We start from the raw sequence: 21,544 nt of genomic DNA on the forward strand, positions 1-21,544 counted from the left end.
TCTTTTTTTAACGTGTGACTTCTTCCGTTTCCGCCTCTTGTTCATACAGCGTCACATTCCGTGCCGGTGCGAATGTCGAGATGGCATGCTTGTAAATCAATTGTTGTTTGCCTTCTGATTCCAAAATGACGGTGAAGTTATCAAACGACTTGATCAATCCCCGTAACTGATACCCGCTGATTAAAAATACTGTCGTCGGAACTGAATCTTTACGCAATTGATTTAGGAAATAGTCTTGAATGTTGTACGTTGCCTTCATAAGCCCCCGTGCCCCCTCTATTTTTATCTGTTTTTTTTACTTCAGGCTATTCCGATTTAACCGCTTTCAGAAACCCTACTGTTCTATCATAGATAATTTTGAAGTTTTCTTCAAATGAAAGCCTTCCCATTTCAATCCAATTTCCGTCAAATTGATGGCGGAACCATGTTAATTGCCGTTTTGCGAAGCGTCGGGTATTCCGTTTCAGTTGCTCAACAGCCGGTTCGAGCGGCGCGCCTTCAAGAACCGGGACGATTTCCTTGTAGCCGATTGCCTGCATCGCTTTGGTTTCTTTATAACCAGCTGCGACTAACTGTCCGACTTCAGGGACGAGCCCTTGATCGAGCATCAGATCGACCCGTTGATCGATCCGCGTGTACAGCTGTTCCCGGTCTTCCATATGTAAGACGAACAACAGACTGTCATACAAACTCGGTTCACTGCCGGACGTCTGCGTTTGTCCGCTCATTGCGACCTCAATTGCCCGGACGACCCGTTGAATATTGTTCGGGTGGATCTCGTCCGCCCGTTTCGCGTCCAGTTGCCGCAGGCGGTCATGAAGAGCTGCAGCTCCTTCCGCTTGTGCAAACTGTTCCAGTTCCTCGCGCAAGACCTTATTTTCTGCCTGAACGGTAAATTGATAATCATACAGGATCGCACGGATATAAAGTCCGGTTCCGCCGACGATGATCGGTAACTTGCCTTTTGCCGCAATCTCATCGATCGCCGTCCGGGCTAACGTCTGAAAACGGGCGACACTCATCTCGTCGTCCGGATCAACCAGATCGAGCAGATGGTGCGGTATCCCGTCCATTTCTTCATAGGTCACCTTCGCGGATCCGATATTCATCTGTTTATAGACCTGAACGGAATCCCCTGAAATGATTTCTCCGTTTAACCGTTTTGCTAATTCAATTCCTGTCTTGGTTTTTCCGACGGCAGTCGGTCCAACGATGACAATGACGGGCTGTTTACTCAATGACATCACCATTCCTAGTTCATACATTTTTGTAGTCAGTGTATCATATCCGGACAAGCGGACGACAGGACAAAAAAACGTCTCCCACTAAGGAAGACGACTCAGTTGCTTCTGTTAGACCCGACGAATAAAGTCGTCATATACTGCACTAAATACACACCATCCGCAAATCACTAAACCGGTCAGCATGATTCCCCAATCTGTCATGTCGGGCACCTCCTCGTTGTCTTTAGATACCTTTTGACAAATCCGGGATTTCGTAAACCCTTTCAAGCAGGTTTGACACCAATTACTGGAATCGCTATGATAAAAGTACGATTGTTACGTAGCGCAGAAGCTGACCTGCATCGGCTTCTTTTAAGAGGGATTCCCCTCTTGATTCCACGCAGATGCCCGACATCTGCAAAAAGTCCCTTTTCCATTACGGAGAAGGGACTTTTTTTCATTCAGGTTAAAATCAGTACATATCTTTTTGCGTAAAGTTCCAAAACGCGACGACCAATGCTCCAATTGTCCAGCAGAGGAGAACGGCGAGCGAGAACGGTAACGTCATCCCTTCGATTGGTGGTGCTTGTCCATCCAGGTAGTTGATTAATCCGAAGTTGACGTTAACGAGATATTTCGAACTCGTCCAACTAGAACCGAGTGTCGTCAACAAGGTACCGGAAATCAGGACAGCCATCATGATGCCGATCCCGGTTGCCGTGTTTTTGACCAATACGGACACCATCAAGGCAATCGTCGCAACGACTGCGGTCACAATCCAGGCAAGGCCAATCGCCATCAACAGATACTCCCACATCGGAATCGTATGCACGAATTCGGTCGAGAACGTTCCGCTCGGTGACGCTTGGAACCCGGTCAGAATCGGTGCGGTCCATCCGTCATATCCGAGGACGATACCGGAAATCGCATAACAGACGGCGGCAGTCAACGCCATCAGCATCGACGTATACAGCAACGTCGTCAGCCATTTCGCCATTAAGATTTTCCAGCGCCTTACGGGACGGGACAGCAACGTCTTAATCGTTCCGTCATTTTGCTCCCCGCTGACGATATCGGCCATGATGACGATGATGAACAGCGGCAGAATCAACGTCAATCCTTGCGAGAAGAAAATCCGGATGAAGGTCGGTGCCCCCGGATAGTTCGGATTGATATCATTATCGAGATAATACTGGTTTTGTTTTAAATCAAACTCCAAAAATTGTCGGAATTCGTCTTGAATACTGCTTGATGCCAAACGGTTTTGTGTGTCGACGATATCCTGTTGCAGTTCGACCCGCCAGTCGAGTGTGCCCTGTTTCTTGATTTGCTCCTGAATATCACGGTACTGGGCATACGTAAACATTGAAACGAGGACGACCAGGATGATCGCAACGACGGCAAAACGTTTTTTCGAAGCAATCTTCATGACTTCGTTTTGAATCAAGCCGAGCATGTTCGGATTACGCAATATGATCTCCTCCTGTCAGTGTGATGAAGAGATCTTCGAGTGTCTGGACTTTACGTTCGATCGTCCACACTTCGACACCCGCTTCGAACAGCTGTTTATTTAAGGATGGTGTCTTGCTGGCATCCATCAATGTATGGACCGTATTGGCATCGACGATTTCCGAGACCTGGACGTCAGGCGACGCCGACAGGATTTCGTTTGCTTTGAACGCATCGTCGACACGCCAGTCGACACCAGGTGCGAGCGACTCGACCAGTTCCTTGACCGTTCCGACCTGGACGATTTTTCCGTAACTCATGATGGCGACACGATCCGCCAGCATTTCGATCTCCGCCAGGATATGACTCGAGACGAGCACGGATAAACCGGTCTCATCAACCAGCTTCCGGATGAATTGTCGTAAATCACGAATTCCCATCGGATCCAGCCCATTCGTCGGTTCATCGAGAATCAGGACATCGGGACGTCCGAGCAGGGCTTGGGCAATCCCGAGACGCTGACGCATCCCGAGCGAATACGTCCGGACTTGATCATCGACCCGTGCTGTCAAATCGACCAGATCAATGACTTCTTGAATCCGGGCATCGTCAACACCTGGCAACATCCGTGAAAACACTTGTAAATTTTCACGTCCCGTCAAATATTTATACAGCTCGGGATTTTCAACGATCGAGCCAATTCGTTGCATCGCTTGGACAAACTGTTTCCGGACATCAAAGTCGCAGACCGTGATTTTACCGGATGTCGGTTTAATTAACCCGACAAGCATCCGGATCGTCGTCGTTTTCCCGGCACCGTTCGGGCCGAGGAATCCGAATACTTCACCGGGGAAGATTTCAAATGAAATATTGTCGATGATTGTCTTTTTTCCAATGACTTTTGTGACTGATTCTAATTTTACAGTTGGTTTCACGTCTCTCACCTCTTAGTATCCATTCTAGCGGAATAATGAATGATTTACCTTATCGGAACACTTCAAAACCGCACATTCCAAAAAGGTTTGCTACAATCATAGTAACAGCAAAAGGAGGAACGGTTCATGAAACGATATCTTTGGCCACTTTTTTTAGTAGTTTCTCTAATTTTAACGGCAGTCTTCGGGTACGGTTTCGCCAGTGCCTATAACGATGTCGTCAATCCACCGAAACGGGCCGTCTTGACGCCGACAAAGGAAGAACCCGTCAAAAAAGGCGGGACGTATGTCGCGCTCGGTGATTCATTGACGCGTGGTGTCGGTGCCTCAAACGGAAACAGTTATGCAGCCATCGTTGGTCGCGACCTTGTCAAAAACGACCGCGTCGAACGTTTCCAAAATCTTGCCGTCAGCGGTGCACGGACGGAAAATCTCTTAAAACAATTGGAACAAAAAGAAGTCCGTCGTACGTTGTCCCAAGCAAAAGTCATTTCCGTGACGATTGGCGGAAACGATTTGTTTAACCGTGGCGAAGGTGTCGCAAACTTTAATGCAAAAAAAACGGCCGCCACGATTGAAAAGGCTCAAGACAATCTGGCAAAAACGTTCCGCATTTTACGTGAAGAAAATCCGGATGCCGTCATTTTCTATGTCGGACTCTATAATCCGTTCCGCGCCAGCGAAAACGGAGAAGCATTTGACGCAATCGTTCAAGAGTGGAACGCTAAATCCCGGACACTTGGTCTAAAACATGATATCGAAATCATCGATACGTTTAACCTCGTCCGTGACGTCAAACGTGATCTTTCAAGCGACCAGTTCCACCCGAACGACTCGACATACGAAGACATTGCGAATGCAGCCATCCTCGCCGTCGAAAAACGGTTTTAATGGAACAACAAAAAAGGGTTACCCGGTGCGATTCAACTGCTCCCGGTAACCCTTTTGTCTCTTCATTTTAAGCGTTTAGCAAAAGCAATCAAGACCCACTGTAACGGCAAACGGCCCCATAATCCCCAAGCCGGCAATGTTTTCCCGTTAATCGGTTTCGGATTGACCGCCATGTTGATATTTGCCGGTAAAACGGCATATAAAAACGCCGGTAACGTCTTCCGGACGAGATCAACGCCACGTCCGGACAGCAACATCAAACCGTACAGAATTTCGATGACCCCCGTCACCTGGACGAAAAAACGTTTGAACGGGATGAAAGCGGGCATAATCTTAACAAATCCCTTTTCATTCCGGAAATGACCGATTCCGGCGAACAATAAACCGGCACCATATAAAATACGCAGTACATACTTCATCTGAATCTCTCCCTTTGCGACTAAGTCGGTTGCTTAAGTACGAAACACACTCAGTGTACCGAACTGACCGGCTCGACTCAACTGTTTGAGATTGTTGTCGAATTATGGGGAATGATGAGGCATTTTGGAAAAACCACCGTAATTTCATTCCGTTCGGTGAAATCTGATACATTAATCTTAGAAAAGACACCACATGAAGGGATGGATTTCGATGGCAGGAAAAACAAGACAACTCTTACCAGGACTTACCGGAGGCATCATCGGTGCTGTACTTACCGCGACGGTCGCCTTTCCGATTTTAATGGACCAAGAACAGCAAGTCGCCGATACACCACTCTCAAACGGCATGCCAAAACAAGTTTCGACGACAACAAGCGATCCGGTGACGAACGCTGTAGCGACAGCGCAAAAAGCCGTCGTTACGGTCACGAACTATCAGGCGGGTAATGCGATGAGTCAGGAAAAAGCAGCCGCAGGTTCCGGCTCAGGTGTCATCTATAAAAAAGCAGACGGCAAAGCCTACATCATTACGAATCACCATGTCGTCGACGGTGCGTCCAAACTCGAAGTCACGTTAAACAACGGAAAAACACTCAGTGCCAAATTATTGGGTAGTGACGAAACATATGATTTAGCCGTGTTGGAAGTCAACGCCAGTGACGTCCCGTCCGTCATCCCCCTCGGAAAATCGGCTGACTTAAAAGCCGGTCAAACCGTCCTTGCGATCGGGAATCCGCTCGGTGAGTTCCAAAACTCCGTCACCCGCGGAATCGTGAGCTCAAACGACCGGACCGTTCCCGTCGATACGAACAAGGATGGACAGGATGATTTCAATACGACGGTCATCCAGACCGACGCCGCTATCAATCCGGGGAACTCCGGTGGTGCCCTGATCAATGAACAAGGGCAACTGGTCGGAATCAACTCGATGAAGATTGCCGAGACCGGTGTCGAAGGAGTCGGTTTCAGCATCCCGATTGATGACGCTCTGCCGATTTTGAAACAGCTCGAAACAAACGGTGAAGTGAAACACCCGACGCTGGGTGTGTCCCTGCAGGACGTCTCGGCTTTCCCGGCCGGCTATCTGCTTGATCAAGTTAAATTACCGGAGTCCCAAAAAACAGGTGTCGTCGTCATGTCGGTTGAACCGAACAGCCCTGCTGCTTCCGCTAAATTAAAAACCGGAGACGTCATCACGAAAATCAACAAGGAAGAGATTAAAAGTTTTGTTGATATCAAGACGGCACTCATCAAATCTGACGGTAACGTCACCTTGACCATCATCCGTGACGGCAAACAAATGACAGTGTCGACGCAAACGACAATGACGGATCAACTGTAAAGAACTGACAAGATACGTTTCAACACCCTCCCATATCGGGTATTGTTTTATAACAATATCGATTGGGAGGCTTTTTTTATGTATGATTTGATTGGCGTAGGTATCGGACCGATGAATTTAGGCTTAAGTGCCCTGGCTCATCCGACACCTTTACGGACATTATTTTTTGATGAAAGCGAACAATTTTCCTGGCATCCCGGGATGATGATTAAGGATTCAATGATGCAGACGAGCTTCATTTCCGATCTCGTCACACTGGCTGATCCGACCAGTCCTTTTACGTATCTCAACTACTTACGATCCATCAACCGGTTGCATACGTTTTATTTTTATGAAAAACTACTTATTTCCCGACAAGAATATAATGCGTACTTGAAATGGGTTTCAACGCAGCTCGATGATTTACATTTTTCGACCCGTGTCATCGACATCCAGGATACAGGGGACAGTTACGAAGTATTGGTGGAAGAAGTCGCCACCGGGAAACGGACGACTTATGAAACACGCAACGTCGTGCTTGGAACCGGTTCAAAACCGTCGATTCCGGAGAGCTTCGATAAAGGTGTCATTCATAACACCCAATACGTCATGGAAAAAGAGACCATCCTGCAACAGGATAAAGTAAGTATCGTCGGTTCCGGTCAAAGTGCCGCCGAAATCTTCCTTGATCTGTTAACGAGTGACCGGAAAGAGACATTCGAACTCGAATGGATTTCCCGCTCGACGATTTTTGAAACGCTCGAAACCGGTAAACTGGGTGAAGAAATCTTCTCTCCGAGTTACGTCCGTTATTTCAACAGTCTGCCGTTAGCTGTCAGACAAGAAGCCGTCACAAAATTCGCTCGGTCGCAAAACGGGATTAGCCCGGAAACGTTGCAAGCTATCTATGAACATTTGTATGATCTATCAAATGAAGAACAGAATCGCGTAAAGATCCGTGCCAATTTGGAAGTCGATCAGATTTCGTACGAGAACGACTTTACCATCACGATGCGGCATACCGAACTGAATGACCAACGGACTTCAACAACCGGTGCCGTCGTCGCTGCGACCGGCTTCGTCCCGTCTCTCCCCCGCTTCATCAACCGACTCGAGATCGAGTTTGAAGGGGAACAAGCGTGGAAGGTCGATGCCAACTACCGGATCAGCCGAAGCGTTTCGGCGAATCATCACTTGTATGCGACAACGAACCTCGAACTGTCACACGGTCCGGCAGCCGATAACCTCGGCATGTCCGTTTCGCGCAATCAACTCATCTTAAATGATGTCGCCGGCAAAGAATTGTATCCGGTGGAACAACATGCCACCTTCACGACGTTTGATTAATCAGCAGACACACCAAAGGATCCTCGGTTGATTTTCCGAGGATCCTTTTGGGCTGTTGTTTTCATGGTTTTTTCGTCAGTTCCAGCGTCGCTAAAATCAGTAAGGCCGATTGCAGACGACTTTTGCCGCTTTTCGCGAGCAACAGATGAAACGCAATCAACCAGTTGACCTCATCTGAAAAGCGATTGCGGGACCGCTCCCGGTCGACGACACGCGTCACATAAATCATATCAACCCGTTCGGTCGTCTCAAGTAACGCCAGTAACGGAAAAATCCGATCCCAAATCCGGAGCTCCCGTTCTTCCATCATTTCGCACCAGACCTGAATCCGTTTTTTTTGACTGTCAATTGCGTTGGATGCAGCTAAAATCTGAGCTGTTATCAAACGTTCGCTTGAAGGGTTCATCCATCGTTCCAGCCATTTTTCGGCCTGTTCGACGGTTTCAACGAAAGAGTCAGGTAATTGCCCTGTCTCCATCAGCGTCGAAGTCACCACATATTGTTTTGCCAGATTGAGGACGGGACGTGTCTGTCGCAGTTGTTCCACGATCGGAAAGGCGTCGATTCCCTGCTCACGGTTTAAGACTTCACCAAGTGCAAAGAACGGTCGGACTGCCTTTTCTTTAATGAAGCGTCGTTTGATGTGTCGCTCCGCCTCGATGACCCGTTCGAGCAATCGCTCCGGTTCAGGACTGTTTAACTGGATATGTGAGATCAAGAGCGGCGTATACCGGCTGCGTAAGGCTGAAAACCGGGTCGTCTTTTGTTTGACGATCTGCATCATCCGATCAAACGCGGTTTTGTCAAAGACTGTATCATGAATCGTATAAGATAAGGCAAAAAAACGGTGGAAATCATGTGAAGATTCCCCGTGTAACGTCGAATAGGTCTCATCATAGTTTTCGCAAAACAAACCATACATCTTCCCATCCTCCCTTCCCTTATATGTTCCCGGTTCTTGTGAAATCATTCCGCCTTTCTTCCACGCTAATTAAAAAGATGACAAAACCGGAAGCCATGATCATCCTGATGATGAGTTGACTTCCGGTTTTTCAGACGCGTTGCCGGTCAAGGAGTCGTGAGAAATATCCTCCGTTTTCGACCAATTCTTCATGTGTCCCGTCTTCGACGATTCCATCTTTCGTCACGACCAGGATGCGGTCTGCTTGACGAATCGTCGCCAGGCGGTGCGCGATGATCAGCGTCGTCCGATTTTTAGATAATTCAGCAAGTGACTCCTGGATAATGGCTTCCGTCTCGGTATCAAGAGCTGACGTCGCCTCATCAAGAATCAGGATTGGCGGATTTTTCAAGAACATCCGTGCAATCGCCAGCCGTTGTTTTTGCCCGCCGGACAGCTTCAACCCCCGCTCACCAATCTCGGTATCGTATCCATCCGGTAAATCGGCAATCATCTGTCCAAGATGCGCCCGTTCTGCCGCCTGGATGATGTCCGTCCGGCTTGCCGTCAAATCCCCGTAGGCGATATTGTCAGCAATCGTCCCCGAAAACAGGAAGACATCCTGTTGAACGATTCCGATTTGTTGCCGCAACGACGACTTCGTCATCTGGCGGATGTCGATTCCGTCAATCGTAATCGCACCGTCCGTGACATCATAAAACCGCGGAATTAACGAACAGATCGTTGTTTTCCCCGCACCCGACGTCCCGACGAAGGCAATCGTCTGTCCCGGTTCGATGGACAGGCTGATGTCTTTTAAAATCAACCGTTCGGCTTCATAACCGAAGCTGACGTCATCAAACCGAATCGCCCCGCGTAATGCCGACACATGAATGGCATCCGGTGCATCCTTCAGTTCTTCGTCATGATCAATCATCTCGAGAAAACGTTTGAAGCCGGCCATCCCTTTCGGATAAAGTTCCAAAAGTGCCGTAATTTTATCAATCGGTTTCAGCAGGATATTCATATAAAGAATGAATCCAACGAGTTCCCCGTAAGTGAGTTTCTCTGTATAGCTGAGATAGGCACCGACGACGAGGACAGCAAGCGTCATCAGACGTGTCGTCAGATAAATGCCGGATAAACTTGTACTCATCACTTTATAGGCATTGATCTTTGATTGCCGGAACGTCGCATTATCTTTTTCGAACCGTGCGACCTCATGGGCTTCATTCGTAAACGATTGAACGACACGGATTCCGGACACACTGTCCTCAACCCGCGAATTGACTTCGGCAATGTTACCGTACATCCGGTCCCATGACCGGTTCATCCGGACATTGGCATAACTGATCAGCCAGATTAGGAACGGTACGGCAATGATCGTGACGAGTGCGAGAGGCACATTGATCGTCATCATGATCGAAAAGGCACCGAGCAGTGTCATGACGGCAATGAAAGCATCTTCCGGACCATGGTGAGCCAGTTCACCGATATCAAACAAATCGTTCGTAATCCGGCTCATGATATGCCCCGTTTTGGTGTTGTCAAAAAAACGGAATGATTGCTTTTGGACGTGACCAAACAATTGCCGCCGCATATCCGTCTCGATGTTGATGCCGAGCTTATGCCCGAAGTAGTTGACGACGAACTGCATCAGCGTACTGATGACATACAAGCCGAGCAATCCGACACTAACTAAAATAATCCAGTTCAACTCTCCATCTGGTAGCAATGAGTCGATGAACCATTTGACAGCAAGCGGAAAAGCCAACTCGAGCAGGCCGACGAATAAGGCGGACGAAAAATCAAGCCAAAACAACCGTTTGTGCGGTATGTAATACTGATAAAACCGTTTTAACATGCGAGTCCTCCTTTCAAATTACCTTTAGTGTACAGGATTACTGAAAATAATTCTCGTTTACAAACCGTCGTTCTTTTTTTGAAAACGAATCGAATTTCTTTCTCAAAAAATATATTTTAAAATCAGGTGAATTCCCGGCTTCTTATGACAAAATGGTAACAACGATTCGATCCATGATCGAACTAGATTCATCATTTGGAAGGGAGCCACACTACGTGAAAAAGACTTTTCTCACTTTGACGACACTTGCGCTGATCAGTTCAGCCACTGGCGTCGAAGCCGCATCAACGACACTCATCTTGACAGACAACGTCAATATCCGGACTGCTGCCACTACTTCCGCTCCTGTCATTACGACTCTCAAAAAAGGAACGACGGTCACCGCAGTCAAGAAGACCGGTTCCTGGTACGAGATTCGTCATCAATCCAAAAAAGCCTTTATCACTGCCGCTTACGTCAAAACCATTCCAGCAAAAGCACCGACAACCACGACCTACATAACGAACACCTCATCCGTCAACGTGCGCGAGAAAGCAACGACCACTTCGAAATCGCTTGGTAAACTTGCGAAGAATGTCAGTCTTTCCGTTAAAAAGAAAACCGGTGAATGGTACGAAATCAATTACAAAAATAAGTCCGCTTATGTCCATACGACACTCGTCACAGCTAAAACATCGACAGTGACGACAGGATCAAAACCTCCGGTCACGAAGCCGGTGACACCGCCTGTTTCCACTGCCGTCAAAGCAGTCGATTCGTCCAAACAATATGAAGTCAATGCAAAAGAAGGGTTAAATGCCCGTCTGTCAGCGTCAACGACCGCTAAAATTTACAAGACGTTAGCACATAAAACCGTTTTAAAAGTAACTGGATCGCTTGATAAATGGTATCAAATCCAGCTCGATGGAAAAGATCTGTATGTCGCTTCGAGTTATGTTTCAGCGACGGCCAAGGAGACACCACCGCCTACACCGGGTGTCTCGGTCACACCGGTCGATCAATCGAAGACGTATAAAGTGGATGCGCCGACCGGCTTAAATGTCCGGACGGCTCCAAGTACAACTTCGACGGTCTTTACGCAACTCGCACACGGATCAACTGTTCAAGTCTCCGGTGAAACGACGGGAGCATCTGCCGGCTGGTACCAGATTAAAATCGGCACTGCGTATTACTACGTCGCCAAAACTTACATTACGACAGGATCCGTCACGGCTCCTGTGACACCACCGGTCACGCCGCCAACGACGACAATTCCAGCGTCCGGCATCATGGAAAAAGCCATCTCCATCGGACAACAATATCTCGGTACTCCGTACGTTTGGGGTTCAAGCAGTCCCGTTAACGGTGGTTTTGATTGCTCCGGTTTCATCAACTATGCGTTGAATACGGCCGGCTACAAAGTGGCCCGAACCAATGTCAACGGTTACTGGAACAACGACGGCTACCTTGGTCAAAAGTTATCGAAATTACGCCAACCGGTCCGCGGCGATATCATTTTCTTCGAAAATACGTATGCAGCCGGTCCGACTCACATTGGCATCATGTTGAACAACGATCAGTTCATTCATGCCAATACACCGTCACTCGGGATCAGTCGCCTGTCTGAAAAATACTGGACACAAAAGTTACTTGGTTTTAAAGCACTTTAATCCAACAGGACCAATCGGGATGATACCCGGTTGGTCCTTTTTTCTTACGTTAATGCTGTCAAGGTTTGTTCAATTTTTTGTTTGAAATGACCGGGTGACAGTTGTGTTGTCAATTCTTCTACTTCTGCTTGACGGTCCAGTCCAACTCCGGCCCGCATGGCAAACGCGAGCGCATATAACATCATCGCATGATCGTACTCACCACCAGCCCGCCATAAGTGTGCATTCCTCCAAATTTTAGAAACGGCGCTTTGCAGGTCAAATGTGAGTTCCTCTTTTGAATCATTCCACAAACAAAGGTAGACTTCGAAATACCCGATGTAATGAAGGCAGGCTTCAATCTTGACTTCGATCAGCCGTTCCCGTGCCTCACGAATTCCGGCGTAATCCTTCCGGTGGACCGCGATGGATCCTTTTGTCAGGTCGACAAGGATTTGATCAAACGCTGTCGCTTCCGTAAATAAAAAGAAGTGCCGCAATTTTTCGAGTTCAAATTCTGCTGCTTCATAGTCCTCTTCTAAGCTTAAAAATAAGGCGAGGAGCCGGTGGTAGTTCCTGACATCACTGTAGACGCCCTTTTCCCGCATATAGCTGATCCCTTCCCGTAAGAAAACGATTGACTGACTCCAGTTATCGTTAATCACACTGACACGAATCGCCTGTAACATTTGATAGTCCAAAAACGTTTCGTGCGCGAGCGGGACATCCTGAAAAATCATCATCCCGTCAATCTTTCGGTACGCTTCTTCATAACGGCGCAGGAAAAATAAAAAATAGACTTTTGAAATCTGTACTTTAATCTGTTCATCCCGCAATCCGAGCTGTTTAAATACGTCTTCTGCCAGATCGAAGTAATGTAAGCCTTTTTCCTTATCGGAAAAACGTAAAGCACTTCCATACTCGTAATATATTTGTCCTTGCCAGTAAGAATTGATGGCGGGCTCCAAATACGGTGCGAGCATCATCGCAATCTGTCCCTCTGCATAATAACCGCTTGCGGTCGAATTGATTTTTTCAATCACTTGCTTCATTTCAACGGCGCGCGGATCAATCAATAACTCGTCGATTGAGACATGCAGACGATTGGCAATCGACTGTAAGGCCGGTAAGGACGGTGTCGCCTTTCCGTTCTCGATCATACTGAGCATCGACTTCGTCATGATGCCGTCTGCGACATCAGACTGCGTCATTTTTTTTGCTTTCCGTAAACTTTTAATGCGTTTTCCCAGCATCGTTGTCACCTCAATATATTAAATAAGTTAAATTAAATTTAACTTTTACATTTACAATCTTTCCCTATTCCTCTAGTATAAAGGAAAGTTCAATTTAATTGAACAAAAAGGAGGAATTATGACGTCTAAAAATTTACAAAGGTTATTATTCGGTAAGTTTTGTTCATTGTTCGCCGCCAGTCTGTTTACGTTCGTCGCCGGTCTGACTGTTTTAGGGGAAACGTCATCCGGGCTTCAATTCGCACTTGTCTTACTCGCAGGGACACTGCCGCGGATTCTGTTATCTCCCGTTGCCGGCGTTCTGTCTGATCGCTGGAACCGGAAAAAAATCATCGTCACGACCGAGGTATCAAGTGCCTTCATACTTGCCATATTTGCAGGTTACGCGACCTTTTTCCCTGTCCACACGATGCATTACATGATCGTCAGCGCCCTTTTGACTGCTCTTTCAACTTTCCTTTCCGTCACCTTAATGAGTTCGTTGACACGATTGCTTGATGATGCGGAATTACAGCGTGGTAATTCCCTCATTTCAAGTATCAGTTCCCTTTCATCAATTGTTGCTCCGATGCTTGCCGGTTTCCTGTTAGCCTTTGCACCGATTCATCTCTTCACCCTCTTACCGTTAAGCTTGTTTTCCTTCGCCGCACTTTGGAACATGCGGCTGACGTTCCGGGTCATCCCTTTTGCCCGTGAAGAAAGTTCGCCTTCACTCTGGACAGACTTTCAATCAGGCTACCGTTATTTGTTCAAACAACGTGTCCTGACGACGCTCATCTTAATGGCCCTTGTTTTGAATTTCTTTTTCATCGCCTTGGAAGTCATCTATCCGATCATTTTACTCGATCATCTCAAATTTACACCCTTCCAGTTCGGAACAATTGAAGCCGCTTTAGGTGCTGGTCTCTTACTTAGTTCACTGATGCTTGCTCTGCCTCGCTTTACGATCAAACGTCCGTTGATGACTTTATTTCAGTCAATCGCTTTAGTCGGTATGCTGTTTCTTTCACCTCTGTTGCCGTTACTCGACATCGTTCCATCGAACTGGACATTTGGTTATTTTCTCATTTTCTCCTTCACGGTAGGGTTCATCATCCTCCGCTCAAACATTCCGATTCAACTGCTCGTTCAACGTCAAACAGACCCTGCATACTTAGGTCGTGTCATGGGTGTCATGGAATCACTCGCGATGGGGATCATTCCGCTCGGTATGTTGTTATTCGGCTTCTTAAGTGATCACGTCTCGCTCACTCTGATACTCGGGATCAGTTCATTCGGTTTACTCGTGACCGTCAGTATCGGATTCTTTCATTTGCGGCATGATGTTCGGGCAGAACGCTCAGAAGAACTCACGTCGCTTGAAACAAAAAAAACGTCCACCTCAGCGAACTGAGATGAACGTCCTTGATCACATTATTCGTTTAAACCTTTGCTTTGACTGCGTCCATGATCAGACGGAGTGAGTCTTGTTTCGCTTTTTTATCGGCAATCATCGAAGCAATCATCACTTCATCTGTTCCGTACGAATCGGCGAGATTCTGTAACTGACGCGCGACGTCTTCCGGATTTCCGACGATCATCCGTTTCCGATTTTCGGCAATACGGAACTGGTCTTGGAACGAGTACTGGTAAGCGGCTGCTTCTTCCGGAGTCGGTGTGCCTGTTGACGAGATACCTTTCTCAAGCAGGAGCAATGACAAATCAAGACTCGAAGCCAATCGTTCCGCTTCTTCCGTTGTCTCCGCACATGTCACGAAAATCGAGACGAGCGTTTGCGGTGTCTCGTTGAACGACGTCGCCATGAAGTTATGACGGTAGTAATCCATTACTTCCTGACCGCCCTGTCCGTTGATGAAGTGGGCAAAGGCGAATCCGAATCCGCGCTGCGCCGCATTCAAGGCACTGCCGCCGCTTGATCCGAGCAACCAGGCTTCCGGTGTCGTATCGATTTCCGGTGTTGCGACGAGTCCTGCAAACCGGTGATCAGCCGGGGCCCCGTCTTTTAAATAATCGACGAGATCATCCAGTTGTGCCCCGTAGTCTGCTCCGCCGAATCGTGGGGACGATCCTTCCTGGAGTGCACGGGTTGCGAGCGGCATACCGCCCGGTGCCCGGCCTAGTCCTAAATCAATCCGGTTTGGTGCCAGTCCTTCGAGGACACGGAAGTTCTCTGCGACTTTGTACGGACTGTAATGTGGTAACATGACGCCCCCTGAACCGAGACGAATCTGTTTCGTGACCGCTGCCATGTAAGCGATTAAGACTTCCGGGCTTGATCCGGCAAGTGTTTTGGCAAAGTGGTGTTCCGATACCCATAATCGTGTATATCCGAGTTCATCGGCAATCTTCGCAAGTTCAACTGTTTCATGTAAAGCTTCTGACGGGGTCTGTCCTTTTGAGACCGGTGATTGGTCTAAAATACTTAATTTCAATATAATCTCTCCTCTGGTGTTGACTTCATGTCTAAACTGTACGCCTGTCTGATAATCGAATGCAATTAAACTGCCTGTTTACCCGATGGCGACGTTTTCAATTTGAAATTCAGGGAACATTCTTAAAGTAGCAGCAATTAAAACTTAGAGGATGAGGTGTTTTTCATGTCAACGAACCATACATCAAATCAAGAAGCCGTTGAAACGGTCAAAAAATTAATCGATAAAATCGAAACAGCCATGCTGACGACGATCTCTGATGAAGGTCTTGTCTCACGTCCGATGCAAACTCAGGATATCGAGTTCGATGGCGATCTCTGGTTCCTTACATCAAAAGATACAGGCAAATATAATGAAATTCTTAAAAATCCGAACGTCAACGTCGCCTACGTTGATAAATCTTACGTTTCGATTCGCGGGAAAGCAGAATTCGTCGAAGACGTGGCCCGTAAAAAAGAATTATGGAGCCCGCGTTATGAAGCGTATCTCGGAACGACATATGAAGATCCAAAAGTCGTCTTGATCAAGGTCAACACGGAAGGCGCTGAATATTGGGAAACCGGCAACACAACAAAATCCGTTAAGCAACTGTTGAAAAAAGCAGTCGGCAACGATGACTCGAACGAAATCAACAAAAAAGTAGATTTGACATAAGTCTCTTTTAGACCAAATCGTCTTTCGGCGATTTGGTCTTTTTTTGTTTGAATTGGTTTTATCGGGACCATCTGGTGTAACATACTACTATTAGTAATCAAGTTTATTAGCTAAAGGAGACGCATCATGGGAGAATTCATTACATTATTAAAACGGGGCAATCGTTCTGCTCTGACGGCCGGCATCGTCAACTCGGTCATCGCCATCATCAAAGCCGTCGCTTATGTCTTAACCGGCAACGTCGCGATGTTTGCGGAAATGATGCACACGATTGGGGACGCCGCCAACCAATTTTTTGTTTTCATCGGTTCCGCCCTCAGTAAAAAGGCACCGACGAAACGGTTCCCGAACGGGTTTGGCCGTCTCGTCAACCTCGTGTTGCTCGGCGCGATTTTATTCGTCGGCATCATGGCCTACGAAACGATTCATGAAGGAATTGCTCACATCATCCAACCAACCGAATCAACCGGTTTCTGGATTACCTTGTCCGTCTTATTCGTCGGTGTCGTCCTTGAAAGTGGTGTCTTTTATAAAGCGATGCAGGAAATCGCACATGATGCCCGTATCACGACAAAAGGTCCGAAATTGATTCTCGACAGTTTCCGTGCCTTAAAGCAGGCAAAACCGGCGACACGCCTTGTCTTCCTCGAAGATTTAGTCGCAACGGCCGGCGGACTTGTCGCAATGATTGCCGTCATCATCTCGCATCTGACACCGTTTCATCAGGCGGAAGGCATTGCCTCGATCATCATCGGACTGATGATGTTTTATGTCGTCGGCAACGTCTTTTTACAAAATGCAGCCGGCGCCCTCGGAGAAGCAGACGAAACGATGGCAGCACGGCTCGGCGGGCTTATCATGCAAGATGCCGATGTCCGGGACATCAGCAAACTCGAAGTCATCAAGGAAGGCGATCATTTCCATGTCGAAGTCGAGATTGAAGTCGATCCGGCGTTGACGATTGCCCAGGCCGATGACATCAAAGACCGGCTCGAACTGCAAATCCGGCTTCAGCAAGGAATCACTGATGTCACGATTGGATTTGACGAAGATGACAAGATTCAACAATACATCGTCTCGACCAACGAAACCCCTTGATTCCGTTCACACAAGAAGTCGTTGAGGTCATTCGTTCAATTCCGGCAGGACGCGTCATGACGTACGGTCAAATCGCCCGCCTTGCCGGAAATCCGCGGGCTGCCCGACAAGTGGCCCGGATTCTTCACAGCCTCAGCCGGACGGAACAGTTGCCCTGGCACCGCGTCTTGAATGCGAAAGGTGAGATTTCACTCGACGGTGACGAACAGCAACTGGCACTCGAGGCGGAAGGCGTCGTCTTTGAGCATCCCGGGAAACTATCATTATCCCGTTATCAGGTCTAACAAAAAGGAAGTAAACCGCATCGATGCGGCTTACTTCCTTTTTTTATGCTTTTTCCTTCATTTGGCGTACTACTTCTGCCTCGAGCTGCGGTTCCGGCGGCAACCAGCCGTCCGGTTTCATGACCTTTTGGTCGGATTCCCGGAAAATCGGCTGACCGTCCGGACCCAGTTTCGCCATGTTCGCCTGTTGGACGATTTCAAACAACGGACCCGGTTCAAGACCTGCTTCAACAAAACTGCCCATGATGAAGTACAGGGCATCCGTCAACGCATCGCCTTGACCGACCAACCGTTCGACTTCCGTCGTCGGGTAGGTTTCCTTCAATGATTTTTGAACCGCCTGATCAAGTCCTGTCTTAAACGTCTCGATGGCTGCCAAAAAATCGGTTTCGTTTTGCGACGACTGGTGGAGAAACTCAACGACTGCTTCTTCCGCTGTCCAGGTCGCCCGTTTGACACCCCGTTCGAGCGGAATCGCTGTCGGCTGTTCAGCACCCGGATGACGGAACGTCTGATGAAATTGTTTGACGTCCTGATAATAATTCGGTTGTTTCATATCGATCACTCCCCTGTTCCGTATCACTTTCACACGGTTTCCATTCTAACAGGTTTCAGGAGATTTCTCGATGCCTGAATTACCGGACAAAATCCAGCAGGCGCATTCCGCGGCTGATCAGCTCGTCCCGTTCGGCCGACGTCTGCTTCAGACGGTCTAAATCCGCGATTAACCGGGGCTGATCGACTTCATCCGCCAGTTCCAGTAATTCAAGACGCAACAACCAGGCATCCGGTAATTGAGTCAACGTCCGGTCAATCAGTTGCGGCAACAGTTGACGATCGGCCCGTCCTTCCCGCATTTCCCGAATGGCTTCAAAAATCGGATCAGCAGCTGTCAACGGACGTTCGATCCGTTCGAATTCGACTGTCTCCGGAATCGGTTTTAACGCTTCGACTTCTGTTCCCGGGAAAGCCGACGTGATGTCTCCGACGACTAACTCCATCCGGTCCATTGCCGTCGTTTGACCGTCGTTCGTTAATTGAGCGTCTTCCAAGACGACGAGTGCCCGGTGACCGTTGACGTTTTGAATCGCTGAAATTTGTCCTGTGACGTGAACTGCACCTTCTGTCCAGTCCAGCTCTTCCCCGACTTTGACCTGGAGCAAGACTTCGTTCAGCTCCGGTCCGTGAAGGAGTGTAAATCCTTCTGGATGATCAGCCAGCCCTTGACCTGTCATGACTTCACCTTTCGCAGCCAGCGCCGTCGGACCGGTCAGCTTGACGATGTGCAGGGTTTCATGGATTTCCTGTGTTGCCGGTACACCGACGAGCGAGACGCCGCTGTCAAAGACAAGCGTCGAAAGGTTGCCTGACTCGACGGCTTTCGTTAATCCGTGGATGCCACCGCGGACGTATGACATCGTCTGCGCGAACTCTTCCAGGGCTTCCCGGAGCTGTTCGAATGATTCGCAGACAAACAGTTCTTTTTGCATGCTCGTGACGTCATGTTTCGTCGCCAGTGCTTTTTCAAGTGAAAACGGATGTTTGACGACCGCGTCTGTCAGACAGTGACGGCTCTCGCCGACCGATGACAGGAGACCAGCTCCGTAGATTTGTGGATTGTCGATATCGCCAATCAGACCGAATTCGACCGTCCACCAGAACAGACGTGAAATTTCATTCGCTTCCGAGATTCCCGTCACATGGGTCCGGGTTTCAGCAAGGGCGATTTCCGCCTGCTCGATGTCAGCCGGTGTCGAAAACGGGCTTTCTTTGACAATCGTCAATTTTTTTAACGCTTTGAAGACGTCGTGCTCCGCTTTATGGTTAAAGGCATGGGCACCGATCTCACCGAACCGGCGAACGAATTCTGCGTACGTCGGATTCATCAGGATTGGTGCATGTCCCGCTGCTTCGTGCAAGATGTCCGGTGCCGGTGTGTAGAGAATGTTATCGATCTTGCGGATATCCGTTGCGATCGGTAACAAGCCGTGTCCCTGGAAGTCAAAGAATGCGACGCCCGGTATCAGACCGTCAACGGCGACCGTTCCCCAGCCGCCCCGGCTCAAGTTGGCCGTCATCTCCCGGACATCCGGAATCCGTTCCGGACTGATGCCGGATGCAGCGAGTCCTTCGAGGTATGCCGGATGGGCTGTATCTTGTAACGTCTTTAAATTCAGTCGCATGACGTAACGCCAGACCGCGTGATCCGTCGGCGTGTAATCGTCGTAGTGTTGCGGTGCAACGTGTGGTTGTAAGTGACTTGGAATGATTGGTGTAGACATATGAATTCCCCCTTGAAAGTAGATGAACAACAAAAAGTCCCTGCCGAACAAAGATGTTCGACAGGGACGACAAAAGGCCGCGGTACCACCCTGATAATCTACGTAGACATAGATCGCTTCATTACGGGATAACGGTTTTCTCCGCTTGCATGGCAAGAGACTCGGAAACTGTAATTCGATTCAATCTGTGTACACGTTCGCAGCGCCACGTGCTCTCTGAAACAGGGAGATTGTTTCTACTTCGGTTTCGTCTTCGTCCAACTTCTTTTGTTCTGTTATGCTGTTATGCTGTTAGCAACTAAAGTGTTGTTAAGAAGGACTATACGCTTACTTTTGACTTTCGTCAATCGCTTTTTTTCGTTTAAAGCGGTTAAAGGTTTTATCACGGACTGATTTCTGTTCGATCGACAGCGACGTCACATGGCGACGAAGCGCCCCGTTCAGCCGTTTCTCAAACAATTCCAGTTCCTGAATCCATTCGTTCATCGCAACGACGATCGGCAGGATTTCCATGATGATTTCTTCTTCCAGTTCATCCCGGTCGAGAAACGAGTGTTTGACGAAAGCGATATTTTCTTTGACGAGGTCTTCCATCGCGAGTGGTTCTTCCGTCAGTAACAGATCGTACGTCAGCAAGACTTTTTCCTGACGCTGGGCAATATGCATCAGGTGATAGAACAATTCGCTCCGTAACTCGTCAGCAATCGAATTCAACGCCTTCTCCCGCTCCCGGAACCGTTCAGCGGTCGCAACCCCCCGTTCCAGACACGACTGCATATGTTGCAAAATGATCAAATTCCGCAATAACGAGACGTGCCGTTGCCGGGATCCGCGAATTTCTTCCCGGTGCAGATTAAATAACGTCTTTGTCTCGAGCATCGAACGGCTCATTTTGTCGATCGCTGACCGGTACGGTGTGACTTTCCCTTCAAAGGCAATTGCCCGGGTCACGACAAGCAGCTTCTCGAACAGTTTCGAGGCTTTCTGATAATAGACGTTCCCGTAACGCGGCGGGAAAATCAGCGCATTGACACCGAGGGCACAACCGATCCCGAGCATGACGAGTAAGTAACGGATCAGGACGATTTGCCACAACGGATCCGTCGCCCCTTCAATACTTTCCAGGATGACGATGATCATCAAGACGACGTGGGGAATCGTCCGGCCGAAACCAAATGCCAGTAAAATCGAGATGGCAGCCATGATGACGATTCCGATTGCCAGTGGATTGGCCGGGTTGTCACCTAGAATCCATAACGAGACGAGTGTCAGGAAGGCTCCGATCAGGTTGGCTTCCGCTTCCTCGAGGAATTGTTTCCATGTCTGATACACGGACGGTAATAACGTTGTAGCTGCCGAAATCGCAGGTAGGATCGGGCTTAGATTAAACAGGTTACTGATAATCAGCGCCAAGATGACCGCAAGTCCGGTCTTGATGGTACGTGGTCCGATTTGTAAAGACTGACCGCCCATATACAAACCTCCTTCATAGTGGGGATACGCCCCCTATTCTTGCTCTAATACCCGAAAAAGGCAATTAAAAAATCACTCCAAGAAGTCTTG

The 21,544-nt window shown here is 48.3% G+C and carries 20 protein-coding genes and 1 other annotated feature; of the genes, 8 read left to right on the forward strand and 12 right to left on the reverse strand.

What is annotated here, in order from left to right:
• Positions 1 to 7 precede the first annotated feature (7 nt).
• The 4 genes from hfq to KNP93_RS05660 form a co-directional block, all read right to left on the reverse strand.
• Positions 8 to 259, reverse strand: a complete 252-nt coding sequence (gene hfq, locus KNP93_RS05645; RefSeq protein ID WP_114596193.1) for an RNA chaperone Hfq — start codon at positions 257 to 259, stop codon at positions 8 to 10.
• A 46-nt stretch (positions 260 to 305) separates the two neighbouring features.
• Positions 306 to 1,244 carry a tRNA (adenosine(37)-N6)-dimethylallyltransferase MiaA gene (miaA, locus tag KNP93_RS05650; protein ID WP_214853852.1) on the reverse strand — a complete coding sequence of 313 codons (939 nt, stop codon included), beginning with the start codon at positions 1,242 to 1,244 and terminating at the stop codon, positions 306 to 308.
• A gap of 451 nt (positions 1,245 to 1,695) precedes the next feature.
• Entirely contained in the window at positions 1,696 to 2,694 is a 999-nt protein-coding gene (locus KNP93_RS05655; protein WP_131502986.1) for an ABC transporter permease, read from the reverse strand.
• The gene (locus KNP93_RS05660; RefSeq protein WP_131502987.1) at positions 2,687 to 3,607 is read right to left on the reverse strand and encodes an ABC transporter ATP-binding protein; all 921 of its coding nucleotides are present in this window, start codon (positions 3,605 to 3,607) and stop codon (positions 2,687 to 2,689) included. The genes KNP93_RS05655 and KNP93_RS05660 overlap by 8 nt, the downstream gene beginning before the upstream one ends.
• 126 nt (positions 3,608 to 3,733) lie before the next feature.
• Between KNP93_RS05660 and KNP93_RS05665 the strand changes: the two genes are divergently transcribed.
• Complete coding sequence (locus KNP93_RS05665) at positions 3,734 to 4,498, forward strand: SGNH/GDSL hydrolase family protein (protein WP_131502988.1); 765 nt, start codon at positions 3,734 to 3,736, stop codon at positions 4,496 to 4,498.
• A gap of 62 nt (positions 4,499 to 4,560) precedes the next feature.
• Here the strand turns inward: KNP93_RS05665 and KNP93_RS05670 are convergent, their stop codons facing one another.
• The gene (locus KNP93_RS05670) at positions 4,561 to 4,917 is read right to left on the reverse strand and encodes a DoxX family protein (RefSeq protein WP_188005314.1); all 357 of its coding nucleotides are present in this window, start codon (positions 4,915 to 4,917) and stop codon (positions 4,561 to 4,563) included.
• Positions 4,918 to 5,128: 211 nt separating this feature from the next.
• Between KNP93_RS05670 and KNP93_RS05675 the strand changes: the two genes are divergently transcribed.
• Positions 5,129 to 6,259 carry a S1C family serine protease gene (locus KNP93_RS05675; RefSeq protein ID WP_214853856.1) on the forward strand — a complete coding sequence of 377 codons (1,131 nt, stop codon included), beginning with the start codon at positions 5,129 to 5,131 and terminating at the stop codon, positions 6,257 to 6,259.
• A 78-nt stretch (positions 6,260 to 6,337) separates the two neighbouring features.
• Positions 6,338 to 7,585, forward strand: a complete 1,248-nt coding sequence (locus KNP93_RS05680; protein ID WP_131502991.1) for a lysine N(6)-hydroxylase/L-ornithine N(5)-oxygenase family protein — start codon at positions 6,338 to 6,340, stop codon at positions 7,583 to 7,585.
• A gap of 61 nt (positions 7,586 to 7,646) precedes the next feature.
• On the opposite strand, the gene KNP93_RS05685 is transcribed toward KNP93_RS05680, so the two are convergent.
• Complete coding sequence (locus tag KNP93_RS05685) at positions 7,647 to 8,507, reverse strand: DUF4003 family protein (protein ID WP_214853858.1); 861 nt, start codon at positions 8,505 to 8,507, stop codon at positions 7,647 to 7,649.
• Between the two features lie 130 nt (positions 8,508 to 8,637).
• On the reverse strand, positions 8,638 to 10,350 hold the full coding sequence (locus KNP93_RS05690) for an ABC transporter ATP-binding protein (protein WP_131973109.1): 1,713 nt from the start codon (positions 10,348 to 10,350) through the stop codon (positions 8,638 to 8,640).
• A gap of 215 nt (positions 10,351 to 10,565) precedes the next feature.
• On the opposite strand from KNP93_RS05690, the gene KNP93_RS05695 reads away from it, so the two are divergent.
• The gene (locus KNP93_RS05695; protein WP_131973110.1) at positions 10,566 to 11,999 is read left to right on the forward strand and encodes a C40 family peptidase; all 1,434 of its coding nucleotides are present in this window, start codon (positions 10,566 to 10,568) and stop codon (positions 11,997 to 11,999) included.
• Positions 12,000 to 12,043: 44 nt separating this feature from the next.
• Here the strand turns inward: KNP93_RS05695 and KNP93_RS05700 are convergent, their stop codons facing one another.
• Positions 12,044 to 13,231, reverse strand: coding sequence for a helix-turn-helix domain-containing protein (locus tag KNP93_RS05700; RefSeq protein ID WP_214853859.1), 1,188 nt, complete (start codon positions 13,229 to 13,231; stop codon positions 12,044 to 12,046).
• 118 nt (positions 13,232 to 13,349) lie between these two features.
• On the opposite strand from KNP93_RS05700, the gene KNP93_RS05705 reads away from it, so the two are divergent.
• The gene (locus KNP93_RS05705; protein ID WP_214853861.1) at positions 13,350 to 14,624 is read left to right on the forward strand and encodes an MFS transporter; all 1,275 of its coding nucleotides are present in this window, start codon (positions 13,350 to 13,352) and stop codon (positions 14,622 to 14,624) included.
• Between the two features lie 28 nt (positions 14,625 to 14,652).
• Here the strand turns inward: KNP93_RS05705 and KNP93_RS05710 are convergent, their stop codons facing one another.
• The gene (locus tag KNP93_RS05710) at positions 14,653 to 15,666 is read right to left on the reverse strand and encodes an LLM class flavin-dependent oxidoreductase (protein WP_214854264.1); all 1,014 of its coding nucleotides are present in this window, start codon (positions 15,664 to 15,666) and stop codon (positions 14,653 to 14,655) included.
• A gap of 162 nt (positions 15,667 to 15,828) precedes the next feature.
• Here KNP93_RS05710 and KNP93_RS05715 point away from each other — a divergent pair, with 162 nt between their 5' ends.
• The 3 genes from KNP93_RS05715 (at position 15,829) to KNP93_RS05725 (ending at position 17,699) form a co-directional block, all read left to right on the forward strand.
• Positions 15,829 to 16,317: a pyridoxamine 5'-phosphate oxidase family protein gene (locus KNP93_RS05715; RefSeq protein WP_131502998.1), complete on the forward strand. Its 489-nt coding sequence runs from the start codon at positions 15,829 to 15,831 to the stop codon at positions 16,315 to 16,317.
• A 126-nt stretch (positions 16,318 to 16,443) separates the two neighbouring features.
• Positions 16,444 to 17,415: a cation diffusion facilitator family transporter gene (locus KNP93_RS05720; protein WP_131502999.1), complete on the forward strand. Its 972-nt coding sequence runs from the start codon at positions 16,444 to 16,446 to the stop codon at positions 17,413 to 17,415.
• Positions 17,412 to 17,699, forward strand: coding sequence for an MGMT family protein (locus tag KNP93_RS05725; protein ID WP_131973114.1), 288 nt, complete (start codon positions 17,412 to 17,414; stop codon positions 17,697 to 17,699). Before KNP93_RS05720 ends, KNP93_RS05725 begins: the two co-directional genes overlap by 4 nt.
• Before the next feature lie 43 nt (positions 17,700 to 17,742).
• On the opposite strand, the gene KNP93_RS05730 is transcribed toward KNP93_RS05725, so the two are convergent.
• The 3 genes from KNP93_RS05730 to KNP93_RS05740 all read right to left on the reverse strand — a co-directional run bounded on the left by KNP93_RS05730 (position 17,743) and on the right by KNP93_RS05740 (position 21,454).
• A complete protein-coding gene (locus KNP93_RS05730; RefSeq protein WP_131973115.1) occupies positions 17,743 to 18,255 on the reverse strand; it encodes a pyrophosphohydrolase domain-containing protein in 513 nt (170 codons plus the stop codon).
• Between the two features lie 79 nt (positions 18,256 to 18,334).
• Entirely contained in the window at positions 18,335 to 19,981 is a 1,647-nt protein-coding gene (locus tag KNP93_RS05735; RefSeq protein ID WP_214853863.1) for an aromatic amino acid hydroxylase, read from the reverse strand.
• A gap of 59 nt (positions 19,982 to 20,040) precedes the next feature.
• Positions 20,041 to 20,244, reverse strand: a binding site (T-box leader).
• Between the two features lie 64 nt (positions 20,245 to 20,308).
• Positions 20,309 to 21,454, reverse strand: a complete 1,146-nt coding sequence (locus KNP93_RS05740) for an FUSC family protein (protein ID WP_214853865.1) — start codon at positions 21,452 to 21,454, stop codon at positions 20,309 to 20,311.
• Positions 21,455 to 21,544: the final 90 nt, after the last annotated feature.

It is taken from the genome of Exiguobacterium sp. s166, from assembly GCF_018618855.1.
Lineage (GTDB): Bacteria > Bacillota > Bacilli > Exiguobacteriales > Exiguobacteriaceae > Exiguobacterium_A.

Excerpts from the sequence above, each read along its gene's own strand:
- KNP93_RS05715 (WP_131502998.1), top strand. The coding sequence starts at position 15,829 with ATGTCAACGAACCATACATCAAATCAAGAAGCCGTTGAAACGGTCAAA.
- KNP93_RS05690 (WP_131973109.1), bottom strand. The coding sequence starts at position 10,350 with ATGTTAAAACGGTTTTATCAGTATTACATACCGCACAAACGGTTGTTT.
- KNP93_RS05720 (WP_131502999.1), top strand. The coding sequence starts at position 16,444 with ATGGGAGAATTCATTACATTATTAAAACGGGGCAATCGTTCTGCTCTG.
- KNP93_RS05730 (WP_131973115.1), bottom strand. The coding sequence starts at position 18,255 with ATGAAACAACCGAATTATTATCAGGACGTCAAACAATTTCATCAGACG.
- KNP93_RS05670 (WP_188005314.1), bottom strand. The coding sequence starts at position 4,917 with ATGAAGTATGTACTGCGTATTTTATATGGTGCCGGTTTATTGTTCGCC.
- KNP93_RS05740 (WP_214853865.1), bottom strand. The coding sequence starts at position 21,454 with ATGGGCGGTCAGTCTTTACAAATCGGACCACGTACCATCAAGACCGGA.
- KNP93_RS05665 (WP_131502988.1), top strand. The coding sequence starts at position 3,734 with ATGAAACGATATCTTTGGCCACTTTTTTTAGTAGTTTCTCTAATTTTA.
- KNP93_RS05700 (WP_214853859.1), bottom strand. The coding sequence starts at position 13,231 with ATGCTGGGAAAACGCATTAAAAGTTTACGGAAAGCAAAAAAAATGACG.
- KNP93_RS05705 (WP_214853861.1), top strand. The coding sequence starts at position 13,350 with ATGACGTCTAAAAATTTACAAAGGTTATTATTCGGTAAGTTTTGTTCA.
- hfq (WP_114596193.1), bottom strand. The coding sequence starts at position 259 with ATGAAGGCAACGTACAACATTCAAGACTATTTCCTAAATCAATTGCGT.
- miaA (WP_214853852.1), bottom strand. The coding sequence starts at position 1,244 with ATGTCATTGAGTAAACAGCCCGTCATTGTCATCGTTGGACCGACTGCC.
- KNP93_RS05735 (WP_214853863.1), bottom strand. The coding sequence starts at position 19,981 with ATGTCTACACCAATCATTCCAAGTCACTTACAACCACACGTTGCACCG.
- KNP93_RS05675 (WP_214853856.1), top strand. The coding sequence starts at position 5,129 with ATGGCAGGAAAAACAAGACAACTCTTACCAGGACTTACCGGAGGCATC.
- KNP93_RS05680 (WP_131502991.1), top strand. The coding sequence starts at position 6,338 with ATGTATGATTTGATTGGCGTAGGTATCGGACCGATGAATTTAGGCTTA.
- KNP93_RS05685 (WP_214853858.1), bottom strand. The coding sequence starts at position 8,507 with ATGTATGGTTTGTTTTGCGAAAACTATGATGAGACCTATTCGACGTTA.